We start from the raw sequence: 20751 nt of genomic DNA, 5'->3' as shown, positions 1-20751 counted from the left end.
GAGGAATGATTCATGCCATTTTACGCAAAAATGGGTGAAGTACCACACAAGCGTCATACCACATTTTTCAAGCCAAATGGTGAGTTGTACCGTGAGCAGTTAATGGGAACAAAAGGATTCTCTGGAATTCAATCCATTTTGTATCATCACAATCCTCCTACACAAGTGACGGAAGTAAAGAAAATTGCTACTATTGATATGGAATATGTTGAGCGAGAGGAGCTGCGTCATCAGCATTTTTTGAGCTTTGACGCTCCAAAAGGTGGAGACCCTATTCTTGGCCGTCGTTACTTATTGGGAAATGATGATGTGGTGATGGCTGTCTGTTCACCAACTGAAAAAATGGATTATTATTATCGGAACTCGGAAGGAGACGAGGTAGTCTTCGTTCATCAGGGCGAGGGGGAACTTCAAACCATCTTTGGCACAATTTCGTATCGGCCTGGAGATTATTTGGTTATTCCGATTGGGACGACCTATCGAATTGTACCATCTACGGAAGAGACTCGTTTCCTTGTGATTGAATCTCAAAATGAAATTGTTCCACCTAAACGCTATCGAAACGAACATGGACAGTTGTTGGAACATTCTCCATTCTGTGAGCGGGATATGCGTCTGCCAGAGCGATTGGAAACCTACGATGAAGAAGGTAGCTTTGAAGTTCGTGTCAAACAAAATCAAACATTATATAGTTATACGTTTGATTTTCATCCGTTCGATGTTGTTGGTTGGGATGGTTATTTATTCCCTTATGCGCTGAGTATTCATGATTTTGAACCGATAACGGGTCGGGTGCATCAGCCACCTCCAGTTCATCAAACATTTGCTGGTCAGAATTTTGTGATTTGTTCCTTTGTCCCGCGTTTATATGATTATCATCCGCAGGCTATTCCAGCACCGTATTACCACAGTAACGTAGAGAGTGACGAAGTACTGTACTATGTGGATGGTAACTTTATGAGTCGCAAAGGTGTGGTAGAAGGCTCCATAACGCTACATCCAATGGGTATTCCTCATGGGCCACATCCGGGTAAGATCGAAGCAAGCATCGGTAAAAAAGAGACGAAAGAGTTGGCGGTCATGCTAGATACATTCCGTCCGTTAAAAGCAACAAAACAGGCTCTCGCAGTAGAGGATACAGCTTATATGTATAGCTGGTTACCTGTAAAAGAATAAGGTAAAAAGGAGGAATGGCGTGTGGAGTTACGAATAAGCGATTTAGATAGACAAGAAAAATATAAATTACTAATAGGTGGCATAATTCCTCGTCCCATTGCCTGGGTTACATCGCATAATCAGCTAGGTGTGGTAAATGCAGCTCCATTTAGTTATTTTAATGTTGCTTGTATTGAACCGATGATGATATCCATATCGGTTTCGCGTAAACCGGGTCAGGTAATGAAGGATACAGCTCGAAATATTTCTGAAACAAAAGAATTTGTCGTTAACACAGTAGATGTGCATAATGTTGCGTTGGTTAACGAAACTTCAGCCGACTTTCCAGCTGATCAAAGTGAGGCAGAGGCGCTAGGGCTTGATCTGGTCCCTTCTCAAGCAATAAAGGTACCGAGGTTAGCGTTATCTCGCATCCATTTTGAATGCAAGCTACACCAGATTGTTACTTTAGGCGAGCCTGCTGCTTCTGATTTAATCATTGGCGAGGTTGTGCATGTGCATGTCGATGATTCCATGTATTTTAATGGAAAAATCGATGCTGAAAAATTTGCTCCTGTTAGCCGTTTAGCAGGGCATACGTATGCTACGTTAGGTGAATTGTTTGATCATCCTCGACCTGTGTATGATCCAAAGAAATATTTGTAAGCAAAAAGGCACCCTCTGAGTGAGGATGCCTTTTATTTTATTTCTTGAGTTCAATACCCGCCAGCCATTTTTCTACTATATCTGGGTGAGCCGAAATCCATTCGTTGGCTGCATCATCGGGCTCGATGCCTTCCTGAATACGAACCATTACTTGAGCCATATCATCCGGAGTCCATTTAAACTGGCGCAGGAATTGATACGCATCTGGTAAGTCCTCTTGTAATCCTAAGCGGACGATCGTGTGAATTTGTTCGTCTTCACCAAATGAATTTTTTGGATCGTCAAGATACTTTAATTTCATTTTGGCGAACATCCAATGTGGTGTCCAGCCTGTGATAACAATTGGTTTTTGCTGGCTATACGCTTTTTGTAGCTCAGTAGCCATTGCCGCGGATGAAGCCTCCATTAGAGTCCAATCCGTTAGTTGATAATCCTGGAGCATTTTAGTAGCCGCCGACATCAGACCAGCCCCAGGTTCAATACCAATAATCGTTGCTTTGGTAGCATCTTTTATATCAGAACGTCTTAAGTCTTGAATAGACGTGATATTCATATATTCTGGAACAACCAAACCAAGTCGTGTACCTTCTAAATTTGCTCCTAAGTCTTCTACATGATCTTTATTTTTAGCGTAGAAGCTAGCGTGCGTTTTCGGTAGCCAAGCAGCAACAAGGGCATCAGCACTTTTGGTAGCAACGCCTGTCCACATTGGACCTGCTTCGACCTGCAACATATTAACTTGATAACCTAATCTTTGTTCTAGCACTTGTTTGACTACATGTGTACTAGCAATTTCAGAATCCCATGCTACATAGGAAAGGGTAATGTTTTTCGCATTGCCTCCATGACCAACTACACCATTTACAATGCTAGAAATAACCAAAATGGCAACTGAAGCTAAAATCAATGGCCTACGATGTTTCACAGTAGCCTTTGCTGATTTCTTCTCTTGTCCTTTAATGAGCGTTTGGGTAAATCGATCCAAAATGATGGCTAGAATAACAACAGCAATCCCTGCTTCAAAGCCTACACCGGTCTTTGTTTGTGTAACGGCACGGTAAACATCCGAACCCAAGCCTTGTGCCCCGATCATAGATGAAATAACAACCATCGATAGCGACAGCATAATGGTCTGGTTAATCCCAGCCATAATGGAAGGAATGGCTAATGGGAATTGCAGCTTGATTAATTTTTGCATAGGGGTAGAGCCAAATGCATCTGCTGCTTCCACTAAATCCTCTGGGACTTGTCGAATCCCTAGATTCGTTAGGCGAATCGTTGGAGGAATTGCAAAGATAACAGAAGCGATAACACCTGGTACCACGCCTAGTGAAAAGAATGTAACCGCTGGTAGCAGATATACGAATGCTGGCATGGTTTGCATGAAATCTAGAATTGGTGTAACGATGTTTTGAACCGTATTTTTCTTTGCGCACCAAATCCCAATCGGCACCCCAAGAAGAATAGAAATCATGGCTGCCGTTAGAACCTGGGCTAACGTCATCATTGTTTGTGGCCAATAACCAAGGTTATATATGAGGAGTAACCCCAATAAAGAGAAGAGAGCCATTTTCCAACGTGCTACAAAATAAATAATCAGGGAGAACAAGACGATAAAGAGCAGAGCAGGAATATTAATAAATAGCCACTCAAAACCGCTAACCAAACCGCCAATAATAGCACTAATCACGGCAAATAAAGGACCAAAGGAAGCATCGAACCATGCTTCTAATGATTCAATCCATGAACCTAAAGGAATTTTAAACATATTCATTATACTGGTTCACCGCCTTCTGTGTTGCCTGAGAGTGCGGCTAGTACGGCTCCGCGAATGATAATTCCCTGCAATCGATTTCCCTCATCTACAACTGCTACAGGGACCCGAGTAGAGCTTACGGTATCAAAGAGATCATTGAGCACCGTATCAGGAGCAACAGTAGGAACCTCTTCCTTTATTAGAATATCCGCTAGCTTTTTACCCTCTTTCACTGCTTGAACGGCATCATCAGCAGTAATGGCTCCTAATAAACGTTTATGTGTGTCTACCACATATAAAGTAGATACACCACGTTCTTGCATAAATTGCAAAGCAACACGCGGGCCACGTTCCAATGTAATGGTTTCAGGGCGTTTCATAACATGAGTAGCTGTGAGTACCTTGGACAAGTCTACGTCCTCTACAAAGCGTTCTACATATTTATTAGCCGGGTTGGTCAAAATTTCTTCCGGTGTTCCAACCTGGACGACATTTCCATCCTTCATTAAGGCAATACGGTCACCAATCCGTAATGCTTCATCCAAATCATGCGTGATAAAAATAATGGTTTTTTTCATTTTTGATTGTAATTCTAATAGTTCATCTTGCATCTCTTTGCGTATCAAAGGATCAAGGGCACTAAATGCTTCATCCATCAACAATACATCAGGATCATTAGCTAATCCACGAGCAAGACCGACACGTTGTTGCATACCACCGCTAAGCTGATCGGGTAAAGAGTTTTCCCAGCCTTTTAAACCAACCAATTCTAGGGATTTCATTGCTTTTTCTTGTCTTTCCGCTTTAGGTATGCCAGATACTTCCAAACCATACTCTACATTCTCCAATACTGTGCGATGTGGAAAAAGAGCAAATTTTTGGAAAACCATTGTAATATTTTTACGGCGTACATCACGAAGATCCTCATGATTTAAGGACACGATATCCTTTCCATTAATAAACACATGGCCATCTGTCGGCTCAATTAGACGATTTAGTAGTCGTACTAATGTGGATTTACCACTACCGGACAGCCCCATTATAACGAATATTTCTCCAGCCTCTATGGAAAAAGAAGCTTGATTTACCCCCACAGTCATTTTTGTCTCTTTGAGGATTTTTTCTTTTGTCCAGCCCTCTTTGAGCAGAGGTAATACTTTTTTTGGATCACGTCCAAATACCTTTGTTAAGTTTTTGACTTCAATAATTGGCATGAAGACACTCCCTTCTTCTGGTAATTTCTTTCTTTTGCTCCCAGAGAAAACGTTTAATTTAGTAACTAAACGCTCCGGTAAGTGTATGAAAAATGTATGAACATGAGCAAACAGGAAATAACTTGATCAAGTACGTACAGAAAAAACTTTACGCACTTTATGTACAGTATACTCCATTTTTCGTAAAATTTCACCTATACCCAGTCCTTTACTAGGGTATGGTTGCCTCCTACAATAAAATCGATATAATGAAAGATGAAGTTTGACCTGTCCTAGGAGGTAAACAACAATGGATGAATTTGAAGGACTTCCTGAAGAGCTTCAGGTTGCCATTCAAAAAACGCGCCATCGCATGATTGAAACGGTTGGTAAAAACATGGATTTATTTGGAGTGACGCAATCAGTTGGTCATTTGTATGGCATGATGTACTTTTCACAAGGCCCAGTTACTCTTGACGAAATGGGTCAGAAGATGGGAATGAGCAAAACCAGTATGAGTACTGGAATGCGAACCCTGATAGATCTGAAAATGGTCAACAAAGTTTGGAGCAAAGGTTCTCGTAAAGATCTTTATGAAACAGAACCAGATTGGCATCAAAATCTGGGTGATTACTTTTCGATTCGTTGGCGCAAATCAATGGAAAGCAATGTGCATCATTTGCACAAGTCCCTCAGAGAACTACAAATTCTGTTAGATAAGTACGGAGACAATCCTCAAGCTCACTATTTAATTAAGGGTGATATGCTTAAAATGCAACATGCACTGTCTTATTATAAGTGGTTAGAAAAATTAATCCGTTCCTTTGAAACAGGTGAGATATTTACTTTCTTACCTAAGGAGGATGAGTAATACGACAATACAAGTGTAGCGCTGAGGGAGTCCTTAGCGTTTTTTGTTTGCTCCAAAAAAAATACTAATTTATTTGTACCCATATATTGCTTGCTCAAAAACATTTATAAAGAGTTTTTACTTTAGCTTGCTGTTATTTGTGATAGGGGGAATTTGGGTTATTCGTCAAAATGATTTGTTTTTTCCCGAACAAACCTCCGTAATCGGACACGGATTCAGGTATAACAACCAAATCATAATCTGTCCCACTCCCTGAATTTACCGGCATACCATATGGAGTAAAGTTATCTTGATTTGTTGCTGTTTGTGGATGACTTTGTAAAAAATAGACATGCGGATTAGATTTAATGGTAGCTGGTATGCCTTGTATTTGACTTGAATGGTTCCTATCACAGCCAGCTACACAAAGCAATCCTAGGCCAATACACAATACGGTTATTGCTTTTGTCTTACTCACATTGATCACCTCATCAATAGCGTGAGCAACCTGATCCTTTTTATGCAAGCCTGTCTCCGCCTATAGACGGAGGAAAAATCCCACTCTAGCCAGTTTTGAACAGTAGCTGATTTCGGTATCCTAGTAGTATCAAGAACAGGTATATATATTGAGAGGGGATGCGCCTATTATGAATCGTATCTATCGGTCCCAATCTGATAAAAAAATCTTTGGGGTTTGTGGCGGTTTCGCTGCTTATCTAGGAATTGATGCGACATTACTACGTTTGGTAACCGCTGTTGTCACCTTTTTTACAGGGGTACCATTATTGCTGTACTTCTTACTTGCTTTCATCATGCCAAAAGAACCAATGTGGGAGCAGGCACGTTATCAGCGACCACAGCCTGAATTTGCATCAGGATTTTATCAAGAACCTTTCTATGAAAAAACAAACTATGATAAAGGTTTAGATCAAGAAATGGAACGACTGGAAAAAGCCGCAATGCGTCAAGAAATAAAACGGCTTCGTGCGGAATTAGAAAAATATCAGTCCTGATGCAAAAGAAAGTGGAAACAATATGCTGTCGTTGCATATGATGTAAGGTGGTTCGTTGGATCTTACATAGGGAGGGAAACGATAGTGTATATCGGTGTTTTTGATATGCAAGAGCGCTTAGATCAAACACGAAAGATGCTTCGGGATAAAAAGCATCTGCTTAAGATGCTAGAAGAAGACGTTCGTGGTTTAGAAAATGATGTCCAAGTGTTAGAAGAGATGCTGACAACATGTCCATCGGTTACAAACAAATAATGACATGCAAAAGAGGCACAAGGGATTAGGTAGCCTCTTTTGAGTTTGTAAGGAAGTATATTTACTGTCTAAAGCTGGCAATACATAAGGTTATGGACAGAAGGTTGATTCCTTGGACAGTTTGGGAGATAATAGTTTCTATACTGTAGGATGAGGTGGAAGTTAATGTCAACGACTGAACTATTGTTAAAGACGAATTTTGAAGGGCGTGTATTGCGAACGTTGCAATCCTTTTTCCGTCGCAACAACGACGTTCTTTTAAAAGAAAGTCTAATCGCGACCGGTTTAGAAAAAGAAGACGTTGAACATGTTATGACAATGATTCATAACAAACATACGGTTAGCGAAATTATGGTAGTTCTCCATGAACGTAATGCATTTGCTCGCGGCCAACAAGCAAAATAAAGTCATGAAAGGGACCAGCGCATTATGGAGCGTGGTTCCTTTCTTTTTTATTGAGCCAATTTATAAGCAAACATGTTGTGTATTTGTATGCAACCAATGATGGACAAGGACGTCATATTGGGTAGATAAAGACAACTTGAACTTACTTGCTATGATTTGGCACGATATATAGAGAAAGGAAAGGGAAGACCTGAATGAATGAATTTATTAATCATTTTGGCGGATATATCTCACAATATGGTTACTTTGCTCTATATGGACTATTCTTTTTTGGCTTGATTGGCTTACCTGTTCCTGAGGAGACACTTCTGGTGTTTTCAGGGTTTTTGGTATCTAGGGGAGACCTGTATTTTCTACCAACCTTTTTAGTCTGCTATCTAGGCTCCATAAGTGCAATGACGGCAGCTTATTGGATTGGATTTAAATTGGGGCATCCTTTTATTGAAAAGCGTTTGAAGCGTTTCGAAAAAGGGTATCGAGTGTTTAAAAAGACGGAGGAATGGTTTCAACGTTTTGGAAAGTGGGCCATTCCCATTGGCTATTTTTTGCCAGGGATTCGTCAATATACTGCTTACTTTGCTGGTATTACAGAGTTACGTTTTCGTACCTTTGCTATTTTAGCCTATGCAGGAGGGGCATTTTGGACGGCTTTGTTTGTTAGTTTAGGTTTTATTTTAGGCGAGAGCTGGGAGAGAGTCTTCCAATTAGCTATTAAAAAAGTGACTATTTGGATTCTACTCATCTTTGTTGCAGTGGTTCTTGTGGTATATATTTATCAGCGTGTTCGGAAAAAAAGAGCAGGAGGAAAACCAGATGAATGATGAACAAATTATGCTGATCCCAAAAAATCATCAACGATTTTATGATAAGCTAAGAGAAAAAGTGGAGAAGTTCATTCGTGGCAAAGGCATGCGGGAGGATTCTACTCAATATATTCTACTTGCCCCTGATCTATTTGTGCTTTTGGCCAGATTGCTAGTGGACAAGCGAGTTGCTACGAAAGCCAAGGCTACAGCAGCATTTGCCGTTGCCTACTTTATTTCACCTGTAGATTTAATTCCTGAGGTTCTTACAGGGCCTATTGGTTATTTAGATGATATAGTACTAGCTGTATATGCTTTACATAAGATTCTTAGTAGCACTGAGCAAGTCATTGTCCAAGAGCATTGGAACGGAAAAGATAACTTGCTACAGGTGATTACGGATGTTATTTCGAAAGCGGATGATTTAGTAGGGACTCATATCTTGAAAAAGATTGAAGCCCTCCTTTTCCAAAAAACAAAGGGGAATTAGATATGAAATTTTTGGCTGATTATGTGGAGGGAGAACGCGTAATCGCCTTTTGTCTCGTTAAAAGTAGAGAAATTGGCGTTGCTAGTAACCAGAGCGAATATATGAATTTAGAGATTGGTGACAGATCTGGTAGCTTGCCTGCAAAGATTTGGGATGTCACGGATGAGCTTAAAGAAAATCTTCAAGTAAAATCGATCATTAAAATTGATGCACAGGTCCAAATGTACCGTGGTAAAAAGCAATTGGTCATTCAACGAGTACGCCATGCTACTCCTGCGGACGAGGTTTTAATGGAATCTCTAGTCCCTACTTCTAAATATGCGACAGATGAATTGTGGACAAGGCTGGAAAGTCATATATCCGATATTCAAAGCCCAACACTGCGAGCCATCATTTCACATCTGATCGGGAAAGAAGACGTTTATGAACGGATGCGTTCTTTCCCTGCGGGTGTACGTATGCACCATCATTACTACTCAGGCTTATTGGAGCATATCGTCTCTTTATTGGATTTAGGCAAACGCTTATTACCTCTATATCCGCAGGTAGATCATGATGTATTGCTTACAACCTGCATCTTACACGATATTGGAAAACTGTATGAGCTATCCGATCCAGTGGCACCAGAGTATACGACTCCAGGACAGTTAATTGGTCATTTGGTTATGGGAGTAGAGATGGTGACGAAAGCATGTACAGACTTAGCTATTCCATTGGAGGATAGTGAAGTGTTGCATCTGAAGCATTGCATTTTAAGTCACCATGGCGATTTGGAAATGGGATGGGGAAGCGCTGTTTCCGGTAAGACACCAACCGCTGTCATTTTCCACTATCTTGATCAAATTGATAGTAAAATGAATGCGTTAGGAAATACCTTACAAGAGATGCCTGAAGAGCAAGAATGGCATTATGCACCCGTGTTAAAACGGAAGGTATGGAGAGGTTTTTAGACGACTACAGATAAGTGTATGTTTGTTAAAGGAAACGCGTGTAACCAGATGTAGCCTTCCTAGAAATTAGAAATTGATAGTAAAAAAGCTGACGTAGGCTGTATCCTACTTCAGCTTTTTTTGTGAGTAACGGACATGGGGGGGTGAAGCAATATTTCCTCCTCTATCCTTCCCGTTCGTAAGCGCAAGATTCTATTTCCTAGCTTGTACGCTTCTGCCTCATCGTGTGTGACTAATAAGACGGGAATGTTCCAGAGCTGATGCAAGCGAAGCAACTCGTCCTGACACTCTGCTCTGGTTGCAGGATCTAGGGCTGATAGAGGCTCATCTAAAAGCAATAAATCTGGTTTGATTGCTAAAGCACGAGCCAATGCAACTCGTTGCTTTTCTCCACCTGAGATTTTACTCGGAAAGCTTTTCCACAAATGACGAATACCTAGCGTTTCGCAGATTTGCTCCAAGAAGGCCTTATCAACAGCCTGTTTTCTGGAATGAATCCCGTACAAAATATTTTTTTCAACGGTCATGTGAGGAAACAATGCATAGTCCTGAAAGACATATCCGATATTTCGTTTTTGGGGAGGTACGCTTTTTACAGGAGTGCATAATGCTTGTCCGTGTAGTGTAATTTGAGCTGCATCCGGAGTGAGCAAACCAGCGATACATTCCAAGATACTGGTTTTCCCTGAGCCAGATTGACCAAACAAGACGACAATTTCGTTATGAACAGTAAATGATACTTCTAATGCGAAATGCGCACGTTGTTTCATGAGTTGGACCTGTAGCATGGAAATACCTCATCTACATAAAAGTGACTTCTAATCTTTAAACTGCGTATGACGATTTAATGTATGTTTACTCCACCAGTTAAGCCAAAGTATGGTACTAAAGCCGATGGCAACGATAATAGCTACCCAAAAGGCGGCGATTTCCATACGCCCACCCTCGACGGCAAAATAGATGGCGATGGGAAGTGTTTCCGTTTTCCCAGGAATATTACCAGCTAACATGAGTGTTGCTCCGAATTCACCCAGCGCTCTTGCAAAGGAAAGCACAAGTCCAGCCAAAAGCCCGGGCCAGCACAAAGGAAACGTGACGGTCCAAAAGACCCTCCAAGCAGAAGCGCCAAGCATAACAGCTGCTTGCTCGTAGCGTCGATTCATATTTTGGAAGGCAGCGTGAGCGGCTTGATACATCAGGGGAAATGAGACCACAGCAGAGGCGATCACTGCTCCTACCCAGGTAAAAACAATTTGAAATTGAAAAGCTTCCAATAAAAATTTACCTATTAATCCGTTTTTACCAAACAGTAGAAGCAGACCAAAGCCTACTACAGTGGGAGGAAGCACGAGAGGCAATAGAAACAATGCCTCCAAAATACTTTTGCCAAAAAATTGACGACGCGAGAACCAATAGGCGATAAATAATCCGCTGATAAATACAACGATAGTGGAAATCCCCGCTACCTGCAACGACAGGTAGAGCGGGGAATAAGAGATGTCAGGCATGAAAAAGTACCCTCACTTTATATTGCTTTGCATATACATGATTGAAAGGTTGCTTATTTTACAGGGTGAAATCCGTATTTTTCAAAAGCAGCTTTTGAAAAATCAGCGGTGAGGAATGTTAAAAATTCTTGAGCTTCCTTTTGATGCTGTGTAGCTTTTACTATAGCTGCTGGGTAGACAATGGGGCTATGCCACTCTTGCTTGGCAGTTGCTAGAATTTTGATCTTATCAGATGTAAGTGCATCACTTTTATATACGACACCCAGTTCGGCATTACCTGATTCAACATAGGTTAATACTTGACGTACATCTTTTGCATAAACCATGGTTGGCTTCATTTTTTCCCATAGACCTAATTTTGTCAAGGCTTCCTCCGTATAACGACCGACTGGGACGGAGCTAGGCTCACCAATCGCAAATTGCTTACCTGCCTCAGGTGCTATTTTCTCAAATGAATCAACGGAAATGGTACTTTCTTTTGGAGCAATTAATACCATCTCATTTGTGACTAGTTCGGTTTGGGAGTCTTCGATGATCAGGCTTTTATCTTTTAACGTATTCATATCCTTGGAACTAGCAGAGATGAAGAGATCGCTTGGTGCTCCCTGTTCAATTTGTTGGGCGAGTTTACCTGATCCACCGAAGTTATAGGTCAGTGTAATTTCAGGATGGTTTGTTTCATATTCTTTTTTTACATCTTGGAGCACATCGGTCATGCTTGCTGCGGCAGACACAAAGATTTCCGTCTTGGTTTGTTGGGATTTCGAATCAGTAGTAGGTTGGGTGGTCGATGGAGCGGGAGTGGAACAGCCTACTGTTGCAAGTAATAAGGAGAAACTGACCAAACTGCTCAGAAAGGTTTTTTTCTTGCGTGATGTTAACATGAAAGACTCTCCTTCAATATAAGTAGTTATAATTAATTATATTTAGATATAACTAATTAAGAACATTATAGCTTGGATTACTAGTTATGATAAGATATTTTTACTATCGAAGATTCGGTACTTGAAAAGGAGGCTATTCATGACGCAAAACATCTCCTATACGACAGAAGAAGTTGCCAATATTTTGCGAGTATCCAAGCTGACAGTATATGACCTCATTAAGAAGGGGGAGCTGTCTGCTTATCGGGTTGGTAGACAGATGCGAGTAGATGCAAGCGACCTAGAATCCTACAAGCAAAAAACAAAATCGAAAAAAGGTGCTTACACCCCCTCCTTTTCACAAGCGGGAAAACCTATCGTAGCTGATCAACCATCTTCTAGTGGAGTACAATCTATTATTATAAGTGGACAGGATATGGCGCTAGATTTGTTAGCTTCTCAGCTAGAAAAGCAAACAGGCCAACTGAGAGCGCTACGTTCCTACCAAGGAAGCTTGAATAGCTTGGTTTCTCTTTATCGAGGAGAAGCGCATATTGTGAGTACACATCTATTTGATGGAGACAGCGGGATCTACAATGTACCTTATGTACAACGTATATTAACGGGGCGGCCATACCTGATTGTTCATATGATGGCTCGCCAAGCCGGTCTATATGTAGCGAAGGGGAACCCCTTACAGCTACGTACGTGGGCTGATTTACAAAAGTCAGGAGTCAGAATAGTCAATCGGGAGGCGGGTTCTGGAGCGAGAGTTCTATTAGATGAGCAATTGCGCCTTCATCAGCTTGATCCATCTCGATTATATGGCTATTTTGATCATGTGGAACATAGTCATTTAGCAGTTGCAACGGCTGTGGCGAGGGGATCGGCTGACGTAGGGATTGGAATTGAAAAAGCTGCTAGGATTGTAGACGTGGAGTTTATCCCCTTAATCAAAGAGCACTATGATCTGGTAATGTTAGTGACGGAAGAGAGTCATTATTGGGTAAACAGTCTCCTGAAATTGTTACAAAGTGAAGCTTTTAAACAAGAACTACAGGCTATCGGGGGATATGATGTAACGCTCACGGGCCAGACCAAGCTGAAGGGTCCTATTCATTCTTGGTGATAAATTACTTTACAAATGATCAAAATCCCGGTATGCTATAGGGTATAAACTTGATACGAATGTGTTATGGAGGAGCCTGTCATTAGATGGGCTCTTTTTGTCGTTTTTTACATCCAGCTTTTGGATAATATAACAAAATAAACTTCATGGGAAAGAAAGAGAGGTTATCAAGTGGATAATCAAGCATTACTAGCAATTGCGATTTTTCTCATTACCTACGCTTTTATTATCAGTGAAAAACTGCACCGCACAATTGTTGCGATGGCAGGGGGATTGCTCATGATCCTCACGGGTATAGTTACCCAGGAGGAAGGGATTCATCATATTGATTTTAATACATTAGGCTTATTAATCGGGATGATGATTATCGTGAGCATAACCGCACAAACAGGGGTGTTCACCTTCGTAGCCATTAAGGCCGCTAAAGCAGTAAAGGGTGACCCGGTTAAAATTCTGATTGCACTGAGCTTAATTACAGCTCTTGCGTCTGCTTTACTGGATAACGTAACGACTGTTCTACTCATGGTCCCTATCACATTTAGTATTGCTCGTCAGTTGAACGTAAATCCGATTCCTTATCTGATTAGTGAGATCATTTGCTCCAATGTTGGGGGAGCTGGGACACTGATTGGTGATCCGCCCAACATCATGATAGGGAGTGCTGTACCCGAATTAACCTTTGTGGCTTTTCTGGTACATATGGCTCCAGTCATAGCTATTATTTTAGTTGTTGTAATTATTTACTTGCTACTTGTTTATCGAAAGGGATTAAAGACAACTCCAGAATTACAGCAAAAACTAATGTTACTAGATGAAAAACAAGAACTAACGAATCCTACTTTATTAAAGAAGTCATTAACAGTGCTTACGCTGACCATTATTGGCTTTGGCTTGCATGGTGTATTCCATTTAGAATCAGCCACGATTGCATTAGTAGGAGCATTCTTATTACTACTGTTAACAGGAGAGCATTATTTAGAAGAAGCTTTGCTTAAAGTAGAATGGAATACGATCTTCTTCTTTGCAGGGTTGTTCGTATTGGTATCTGGTCTGGTTAACACAGGTGTTATAGCTTCCTTAGCTGAAAAAGCAATCGAATTCACACAAGGTGATACAATGAAAACATCGCTAATCATTCTGTGGATGAGTGGGATTGCATCTGCATTTGTTGATAACATTCCATTCGTAGCAACAATGATCCCCATGATTAAAGAGATGGGAAGCCTTGGTATTACTAATCTGGAGCCACTATGGTGGAGTCTTGCGCTTGGTGCTTGCTTGGGTGGGAATGGTACGATTATCGGTGCTAGTGCTAACGTAATTGTTGTAGGAATGGCTTCGAAAGAAAAATACCCAATTAGCTTTGGGATGTTTTTCAAGGTTGCGTTCCCGATCACGATCATTACATTGCTCGTATCTCACTTATACGTCTATTTGCGTTATTTCTACTTTGCTTAACAGTATCTAAATATGTTTAAAAACCATCGAAAGAGGCGAGAGCCTTAGCCGATGGTTTTTTGCTACTAGTCTGCTTTTGTAAGATAATACATGGAGCAAAAAACATCGATCAGGTAAGGGAAGTGGCCGGAGTGTTGCAAGTTACACAAGAGCTCGCGCAAGAAATTGTTACTAGGATGATGAAAGTCATTGGTTATAACGTAAACGTGATGGATGAGCGTGGATACATCATTGCTTCAGGAGATAAAAAGAGACTGCATCAAAAACATGAAGGTGCGGTTATTGCTATTGAGCGTCGAGGTCGTTTTGAAGTGTATCCAGAAGATGTAAAGCGTTTGGTTGGTGTGCAGGCTGGGACCAATTTAGTTATTCAATTTCAAAATGAAATTGTGGGTGTCATTGGCATCACCGGTGATCCACGTGAAGTGACGAAGTATGGAGAGCTTGTCAAAATGACAGCAGAAATGTTTCTAGAGCAATCCTATTTGCTAGAGCAGGCCAAGCTGGATAAACGGTTACGGGAAGATTTTTTGTTGTCGATCATACATTCTGACCAGCAGGATATATCCTTATGGAAGGAACAGGCAAGGCGACTGCAAATCGATTTGTCCATTAAGAGGGTGGCGGTTGTCATTGAATTAGTGGATATAGGAATTTCTGATGATAGTGCTTACACGACATTACGCCAAATGGTCGGTTTATTGGAGATGCGTGATACCATTGAGATGATGGCTATTAAGAATTCAAAACAGATTGTTTTAGTGAAAGAATCACGTCATTATCGAGATAAGGAAGCAATTTGTGAAGGTGTTGAACAAATTTTATCATTGCTAAAAAATCAGCTCATTACACCTATTAAGGTTTCAGTAGGAAAAGCTTTTTCAGGTGCAGAAGGGCTACGGTATTGCTATGAGTCTGCTCAAGATACTTTACTAGCTGGTAAAGCTATGGCTCCAGAATTAACGGTTTATTACTATGATGATTTTTTAAATGAGACACTGATGGTATCGGTTCAGGATTCTTGGAAATCAGAAGAGATGATCAAGGTGTATAAGAATCTTATCGCACAGGATAAAAGCGGAGAGCTTCAGCAAACCCTTCAAGTTTATATGGCAGAAGAGGGAGAGCTGAATCGAATTGCTAAGCGGCTCGTAATTCACCGTAATACGCTCAGGTACCGACTACAACGCATTCATGACATCACAGGAAAGGACCCTAAGCGAATCAGTGATTTAATTTCGTTACAATTTGCTATGTGGCTATATAAGCTAAAAAAATGATCATGTAGTAAATAAGTAACAACTTCCAATTCTGCCAACTGAAAAGAATTTATTGTGCAAATGAACAAAAACTCCTTGTCCGTAAGGCGGGAGTTTTGTTTTAGTGGCTGATGAATCCGCTTTCATGAAAGCGCTATGATATAGACAGGAAATAAAAATGAGACAAATAGAGCAAAAGTCAGAAGGAGGAGTCATACATGGATGTAACCGTAAGCGTTTTCGGGGCATTGGCGGCGTTGATTGTAGCTATCGTTCTTATTTTACGTAAAGTGCCACCTGCTTATGGAATGATTGCTGGTGCCTTGGTTGGTGGCGTCATAGGCGGAGTCAATTTGCCGGATACTGTTACCCTAATGATTGAGGGAACCAAGGGTGTTATACCAGCTGTCTTACGTATCCTTGCAGCTGGTGTTTTGGCAGGGGTACTAATTGAATCGGGAGCAGCATCCACGATTGCTGAGACCATTGTGAAAAAAGTAGGCGAAACGAGAGCACTACTAGCCCTAGCTATCGCAACGATGATTTTGACAGCTGTGGGGGTTTTTATTGACGTAGCAGTAATTACCGTAGCTCCGATTGCTCTAGCGATCGCGCTGCGCGCTGATATATCGAAGATGGGTATTTTGCTTGCGATGATTGGAGGAGGTAAAGCTGGTAACATCATGTCACCGAATCCTAATACAATCGCAGCGGCAGATACATTTCACGTACCATTGACCTCTGTGATGGCCGCCGGAATTATTCCAGCTCTCATTGGAGTAGTTGTGACCTACATGATTGCAAAAAGATTATCGCAAAAAGGAAGTAAAGTAGCGGCAAATGAAAGTAATGAAGTTGATAGAAGTAAGCTTCCGAGCTTTGGAACAGCGATTTTAGCACCGCTTACAGCTATTGTTCTACTGTCTTTACGACCTCTATTTGATATCAATATCGATCCGTTAATTGCTTTGCCAGTGGGTGGTCTTGTAGGAGCAATTGCAATGGGACGGATAAAGAAAGTTAATCAGTACGCGATATATGGGTTAGGTAAGATGTCTGGTGTAGCAATCATGCTGATTGGAACGGGAACGCTTGCCGGAATTATTGCTAACTCAGAACTAAAAGGTGTCATTATTTCTGCATTGACTGCTTCTGGTCTCCCTGCTTACTTGTTGGCACCAATCAGCGGTGCGTTGATGTCTTTGGCTACAGCTTCTACAACAGCTGGTACTGTGGTAGCAAGCTCTGTATTTGGCAGTACGATCGTTGAGTTAGGTGTAAGCTCACTAGCGGCGGCAGCGATGATACATGCAGGTGCGACTGTATTTGATCATATGCCACACGGAAGCTTCTTCCATGCTACGGGTGGTAGCATTAATATGGCAATGAAAGAACGGTTACGCTTAATTCCTTATGAGACAATGATTGGTTTTGTACTTGCTGTAATTTCTACTCTTTTATTTGGTATTTTTCAAATTATGGTATAAAGATGGCGAGTACGACACATGAGAGGAGAGACAACGATGAAATTCGTTATTGCACCGGATTCTTTTAAAGAAAGTCTAACGGCTATGCAAGCAGCAGAGGCAATTGAAAAAGGAGTAAAAGAAGTCTTCCCTAACGCTAAGTGTGTTTTGATACCAATGGCAGATGGTGGAGAAGGAACGGTTCAATCGCTGGTTGATGCAACAGGTGGAGAGATTGTTACTTGCCAAGTAACCGGTCCTATGGGTCAACCTGTGAAGGCATTCTATGGTTTATTAGGTGATAAAAAAACGGCAGTCATTGAAATGGCAGCAGCTTCAGGCTTGCACCTAGTACCACGAGAACAGAGAAATCCGCTTGTAACAACAACGCGAGGTACTGGCGAATTAATTCTCCATGCTCTGGACTCAGGCGTCAAACATATTATATTAGGTCTTGGTGGAAGTGCAACGAATGATGGTGGTGCGGGTGTAGCACAAGCGCTAGGTGTAAAGCTACTAGACCGTAACGGTAAGGAGCTTGGTAATGGAGGCGGAGAGCTTGATAAGCTTGTTCAGATCGACATAAGCGGTTTGGACCCCCGTTTGCAGCAAGTAACCTTTGAGATAGCGTGTGATGTTGATAATCCTTTGACAGGACCAAAGGGAGCTTCCGCTGTATTTGGACCACAGAAAGGCGCAACCCCTGAACAGGTAGCCCTACTGGATCAAAATTTAGTACATTATGCTAAAAAACTGAAAGAATGCCTTGGAAAAGATGTTGATAGGATCGAAGGAGCTGGGGCAGCAGGTGGTCTAGGAGCAGGTGTGCTAGCTTTCTTTCAATGCGAATTAAAACGAGGCATTCAAATTGTAATAGAGGCAACTGAGTTAACTAAACATGTACAGGACGCTGACTTTGTCATCACAGGGGAAGGGCGTGTAGATTTCCAGACCATCCATGGAAAAACTCCGATTGGTGTAGCCAAAACAGCTAAGCTATTCAATGTTCCAGTGATCGGAATTGCGGGTTGTGTGACAGAGGAGAGTAAGGTTGTACATGAGCATGGAATCGACCTTTTATTCCCGATTATCCCTCACTTAGCTCCCTTGGAAGAAATTTTGCAAGAAGGCGCACAAAATATGGAGCGGACGGCACGTAATGTGGCAATGTCTTTGAAACTGGGTGCCATGTGGCAGAAGAGTAAATAGAAAACCAAAAAGCCCTTCTCATCAGGAAACTTGCTGAAGTTTCAAGTGATGAAAAGGGCTTTTTATCAGGTTACTATTCAATCGTGTGATGTCTTTTGCGTGTAGCTGATTTTTTAGGTGGTATGATGGCACTCTCCATTTTTTCGTACAAAAGAATACCCTCATCGATTAAGCCTACTACACGAGGGAATTTTGGAAGTAACCTGTGAATAGCATAAGCACAACTCATTCCAAGCACCATACCGGATAAAACGTCTGTTGGATAATGCACACCAATGAATACGCGGGAAAGGGAGACACCCACAGCAAGGATCATCCAGAAGCGTCTACCCTTTGGTTTGATGTAATACCAGTAGGTAGCTGCGATGGCTAGTGCTGCTGTCGCATGGTCACTTGGAAAAGAAGCATCCGCATCATGTGGTACCAATGGTGTAAGTGGTAATGTGACGAATGGTCGCTCACGATGGATGAGCTGTCCTAGCAACCAACTTATTCCCATGGAAATACAACAGACAATAATGGTTTGGATAATCATTCGCTTATTTTTACGATTTCCAAAAAACCAATAAACTGGGATGCTCAAATAAAACAGGTATTCTGCATATTTAGCTAGAAAAATACTAATCCAGCCGACAACTGAATAGGAACCAGCAAAGGAGCTGAGGGCTTGTACAACAGTAGAATCCAACGTTATTTCCTCCAGTTCATAAACTCTGTCAAACAACCTTTCCCCATTATATACCGTAGGGGTAGTAAATCCACCACCAATCCTTACTATTTTATCTCCATCTAAAATCAAAGATGGAAGTATGCTTTCCATAGGCTATTTACCATTACGTTTGAGGAAAGAAAAAGGTTACGAAGCTAACGAGTTGTTTTAAAAAAATGACTGAAGCCTAGATAGGATAAGCATGTATGCGATTACAATGGTGGCTAGGCTGTTACAAAATCACATTCAGTCATAAAAAAACAATAGTAAATGTAGGATTTTCTGCTTTGATGTAGAATATAGGTTACTATTCCGTCTTGTGGAAAGTCTTTGCAATGCAGAAGGAGAATGTTTCATGAATAGGCCAACATATACCATCGCTAGTTACATCAAGAAGGTTTTTCGGCCAGGGGAGCGTTCACTTCCAAGAACTGATATCATTACGCGCTTGGAAGAGCAATTACATCTTATGCCAAATGGAAAAAGCGCGGAAGAAACCCTCTCCGAAGCCATGCAGCTTACTGAATCGCCCATAAAGGTTGGCAGAACCGAAGCGATACTAGAGCTTACTTACCAACCACATCAATTATTTGATCAGGCATATCGTTTTGTGAGAAAATCTCATTCTCCCAAAAATTTAGACCAAATGATGCGTGAATTGCGTCAACATACCCATTTTTCCTGGAATCAGATCACAAAATTGCTGATACTGGATAAAGATCCTCGTTTCATTCAGTACGTTGGAGATGAACGTTGGTATCTTGCTGAATGGAAACTGGCCAATGACTCCATTTATGAATTTTTGGTTAGTAAGGAAATCGACAGACTCTCCATCCGCCTTTTGTTCCACATGGTGGAAAATGAGTTGAAGCTGTCCATTAAAGAAAGCATGTTTGTACCGGAATTGGACGGGCGCTTTACTGTTAGTGGTGAAAACATTTACGTAAATGGCCAAGATGATAAGGTAATAGCTGTGCAGGAAATGGAAACAGCACAGGCACAAGTAGCTACGACAGATACTGTGATTGAAATCGAACAACGAGCACTTGACCAAACCGAGCCACAAGGAAAAAATTTAGAGGCCGTACAGGAGGAAAAAATCATGATTACAACGCAAACGAAAAACGTATTAGCAGAAGTAGAACAGCTATTAAATAAAGCAGTTTCCCTTTTGGATCAACGCAATGCAGAAATGTCCCAAGAGGTAATTTCTCATTTCCAAGAGAGTAACATGGATGCGATTGAAATTTTGATGAAAGAGAAACATAAAAACGAACAGGTAGTTACCGACATTAAAACCATTGTGACTACACTTGATCAAGAATAATGAAAGCAGAAGAGTCCATTTGCATGGAAAAGAGATTTTATGTGATCCGTGAGATCATTTTGCAGTATGAGGCTCGCTTAAAGCATATGGAAATGATGGTGGTACAATTTTTTTCCACCAATCAATTAGAAGCGATATCTGAATGTGTTGCTGAACGTGAGAGAATTGAGAAGCTTATTAAAAAGCTACAACAATTTGTTGAAAAATGGGAAGCATACACAGATATGAGTATTGATTACTAGGCATTCGGGTAGAATAACTTGCAATCAATTCGGGAAATGCGATAT

At 41.2% G+C, this 20751-nt stretch carries 23 protein-coding genes; 16 read left to right on the top strand and 7 right to left on the bottom strand.

Annotation, left to right across the window (positions count from 1 at the left end):
* Positions 1–12: 12 nt before the first annotated feature.
* A complete protein-coding gene (locus BrL25_RS05035; protein ID WP_018671712.1) occupies positions 13–1176 on the top strand; it encodes a homogentisate 1,2-dioxygenase in 1164 nt (387 codons plus the stop codon).
* A gap of 21 nt (positions 1177–1197) precedes the next feature.
* Positions 1198–1821, top strand: coding sequence for a flavin reductase family protein (locus BrL25_RS05030; RefSeq protein WP_018671713.1), 624 nt, complete (start codon positions 1198–1200; stop codon positions 1819–1821).
* A gap of 37 nt (positions 1822–1858) precedes the next feature.
* On the opposite strand, the gene BrL25_RS26295 is transcribed toward BrL25_RS05030, so the two are convergent.
* Together BrL25_RS26295 and BrL25_RS05020 are read right to left on the bottom strand one after the other, a co-directional pair.
* A complete protein-coding gene (locus BrL25_RS26295; protein ID WP_018671714.1) occupies positions 1859–3595 on the bottom strand; it encodes an ABC transporter permease/substrate binding protein in 1737 nt (578 codons plus the stop codon).
* Positions 3595–4791, bottom strand: a complete 1197-nt coding sequence (locus BrL25_RS05020) for a quaternary amine ABC transporter ATP-binding protein (protein ID WP_018671715.1) — start codon at positions 4789–4791, stop codon at positions 3595–3597. Before BrL25_RS05020 ends, BrL25_RS26295 begins: the two co-directional genes overlap by 1 nt.
* A gap of 289 nt (positions 4792–5080) precedes the next feature.
* On the opposite strand from BrL25_RS05020, the gene BrL25_RS05015 reads away from it, so the two are divergent.
* A complete protein-coding gene (locus tag BrL25_RS05015; protein ID WP_018671716.1) occupies positions 5081–5641 on the top strand; it encodes a GbsR/MarR family transcriptional regulator in 561 nt (186 codons plus the stop codon).
* A 133-nt stretch (positions 5642–5774) separates the two neighbouring features.
* On the opposite strand, the gene BrL25_RS05010 is transcribed toward BrL25_RS05015, so the two are convergent.
* On the bottom strand, positions 5775–6146 hold the full coding sequence (locus tag BrL25_RS05010) for a hypothetical protein (RefSeq protein ID WP_018671717.1): 372 nt from the start codon (positions 6144–6146) through the stop codon (positions 5775–5777).
* 121 nt (positions 6147–6267) lie between these two features.
* On the opposite strand from BrL25_RS05010, the gene BrL25_RS05005 reads away from it, so the two are divergent.
* The 6 genes from BrL25_RS05005 to BrL25_RS04985 all read left to right on the top strand — a co-directional run bounded on the left by BrL25_RS05005 (position 6268) and on the right by BrL25_RS04985 (position 9536).
* Complete coding sequence (locus BrL25_RS05005) at positions 6268–6633, top strand: PspC domain-containing protein (protein WP_018671718.1); 366 nt, start codon at positions 6268–6270, stop codon at positions 6631–6633.
* An 84-nt stretch (positions 6634–6717) separates the two neighbouring features.
* The gene (locus BrL25_RS25115) at positions 6718–6888 is read left to right on the top strand and encodes a hypothetical protein (RefSeq protein ID WP_018671719.1); all 171 of its coding nucleotides are present in this window, start codon (positions 6718–6720) and stop codon (positions 6886–6888) included.
* Positions 6889–7053: 165 nt separating this feature from the next.
* Entirely contained in the window at positions 7054–7293 is a 240-nt protein-coding gene (locus BrL25_RS05000; RefSeq protein WP_018671720.1) for a hypothetical protein, read from the top strand.
* Positions 7294–7487: 194 nt separating this feature from the next.
* On the top strand, positions 7488–8114 hold the full coding sequence (locus tag BrL25_RS04995; protein ID WP_018671721.1) for a DedA family protein: 627 nt from the start codon (positions 7488–7490) through the stop codon (positions 8112–8114).
* Positions 8107–8586 carry a YkvA family protein gene (locus tag BrL25_RS04990; protein ID WP_018671722.1) on the top strand — a complete coding sequence of 160 codons (480 nt, stop codon included), beginning with the start codon at positions 8107–8109 and terminating at the stop codon, positions 8584–8586. The genes BrL25_RS04995 and BrL25_RS04990 overlap by 8 nt, the downstream gene beginning before the upstream one ends.
* A 2-nt stretch (positions 8587–8588) precedes the next feature.
* Positions 8589–9536 (top strand): 3'-5' exoribonuclease YhaM family protein, encoded by a 948-nt coding sequence (locus tag BrL25_RS04985; protein ID WP_018671723.1) that lies wholly within the window; start codon positions 8589–8591, stop codon positions 9534–9536.
* Between the two features lie 110 nt (positions 9537–9646).
* Here the strand turns inward: BrL25_RS04985 and BrL25_RS04980 are convergent, their stop codons facing one another.
* Genes BrL25_RS04980 through modA form a run of 3 tightly spaced genes read right to left on the bottom strand, consistent with a single transcriptional unit; the run spans position 9647 to position 11928 of the window.
* Complete coding sequence (locus tag BrL25_RS04980; RefSeq protein WP_018671724.1) at positions 9647–10324, bottom strand: ATP-binding cassette domain-containing protein; 678 nt, start codon at positions 10322–10324, stop codon at positions 9647–9649.
* A 30-nt stretch (positions 10325–10354) separates the two neighbouring features.
* Entirely contained in the window at positions 10355–11044 is a 690-nt protein-coding gene (gene modB, locus BrL25_RS04975; protein WP_018671725.1) for a molybdate ABC transporter permease subunit, read from the bottom strand.
* Between the two features lie 53 nt (positions 11045–11097).
* Positions 11098–11928, bottom strand: a complete 831-nt coding sequence (modA, locus tag BrL25_RS04970; RefSeq protein ID WP_018671726.1) for a molybdate ABC transporter substrate-binding protein — start codon at positions 11926–11928, stop codon at positions 11098–11100.
* Positions 11929–12067: 139 nt separating this feature from the next.
* Between modA and BrL25_RS04965 the strand changes: the two genes are divergently transcribed.
* The 5 genes from BrL25_RS04965 to BrL25_RS04945 all read left to right on the top strand — a co-directional run bounded on the left by BrL25_RS04965 (position 12068) and on the right by BrL25_RS04945 (position 18428).
* Positions 12068–13036, top strand: a complete 969-nt coding sequence (locus BrL25_RS04965) for a substrate-binding domain-containing protein (RefSeq protein WP_018671727.1) — start codon at positions 12068–12070, stop codon at positions 13034–13036.
* A 171-nt stretch (positions 13037–13207) separates the two neighbouring features.
* Positions 13208–14494, top strand: coding sequence for an ArsB/NhaD family transporter (locus BrL25_RS04960; RefSeq protein ID WP_018671728.1), 1287 nt, complete (start codon positions 13208–13210; stop codon positions 14492–14494).
* A 131-nt stretch (positions 14495–14625) separates the two neighbouring features.
* On the top strand, positions 14626–15774 hold the full coding sequence (locus BrL25_RS04955) for a sugar diacid recognition domain-containing protein (protein ID WP_018671729.1): 1149 nt from the start codon (positions 14626–14628) through the stop codon (positions 15772–15774).
* A 197-nt stretch (positions 15775–15971) separates the two neighbouring features.
* On the top strand, positions 15972–17240 hold the full coding sequence (locus BrL25_RS04950) for a GntP family permease (protein ID WP_018671730.1): 1269 nt from the start codon (positions 15972–15974) through the stop codon (positions 17238–17240).
* A gap of 36 nt (positions 17241–17276) precedes the next feature.
* Positions 17277–18428, top strand: coding sequence for a glycerate kinase (locus BrL25_RS04945; protein ID WP_018671731.1), 1152 nt, complete (start codon positions 17277–17279; stop codon positions 18426–18428).
* 73 nt (positions 18429–18501) lie between these two features.
* Here BrL25_RS04945 and BrL25_RS04940 read toward each other — a convergent pair whose 3' ends face one another.
* The gene (locus BrL25_RS04940) at positions 18502–19248 is read right to left on the bottom strand and encodes an undecaprenyl-diphosphatase (protein ID WP_018671732.1); all 747 of its coding nucleotides are present in this window, start codon (positions 19246–19248) and stop codon (positions 18502–18504) included.
* A gap of 244 nt (positions 19249–19492) precedes the next feature.
* Between BrL25_RS04940 and BrL25_RS04935 the strand changes: the two genes are divergently transcribed.
* Complete coding sequence (locus tag BrL25_RS04935; RefSeq protein ID WP_018671733.1) at positions 19493–20464, top strand: hypothetical protein; 972 nt, start codon at positions 19493–19495, stop codon at positions 20462–20464.
* A gap of 23 nt (positions 20465–20487) precedes the next feature.
* On the top strand, positions 20488–20706 hold the full coding sequence (locus BrL25_RS04930) for a hypothetical protein (RefSeq protein ID WP_018671734.1): 219 nt from the start codon (positions 20488–20490) through the stop codon (positions 20704–20706).
* Positions 20707–20751 lie beyond the last annotated feature (45 nt).

Origin of the sequence: Brevibacillus laterosporus DSM 25 (assembly GCF_002706795.1) — a bacterium.
GTDB lineage: Bacteria > Bacillota > Bacilli > Brevibacillales > Brevibacillaceae > Brevibacillus_B > Brevibacillus_B laterosporus.
Note: the sequence above shows the minus strand (reverse complement) of the source record. Positions and strands in the feature narration are given on the sequence as shown.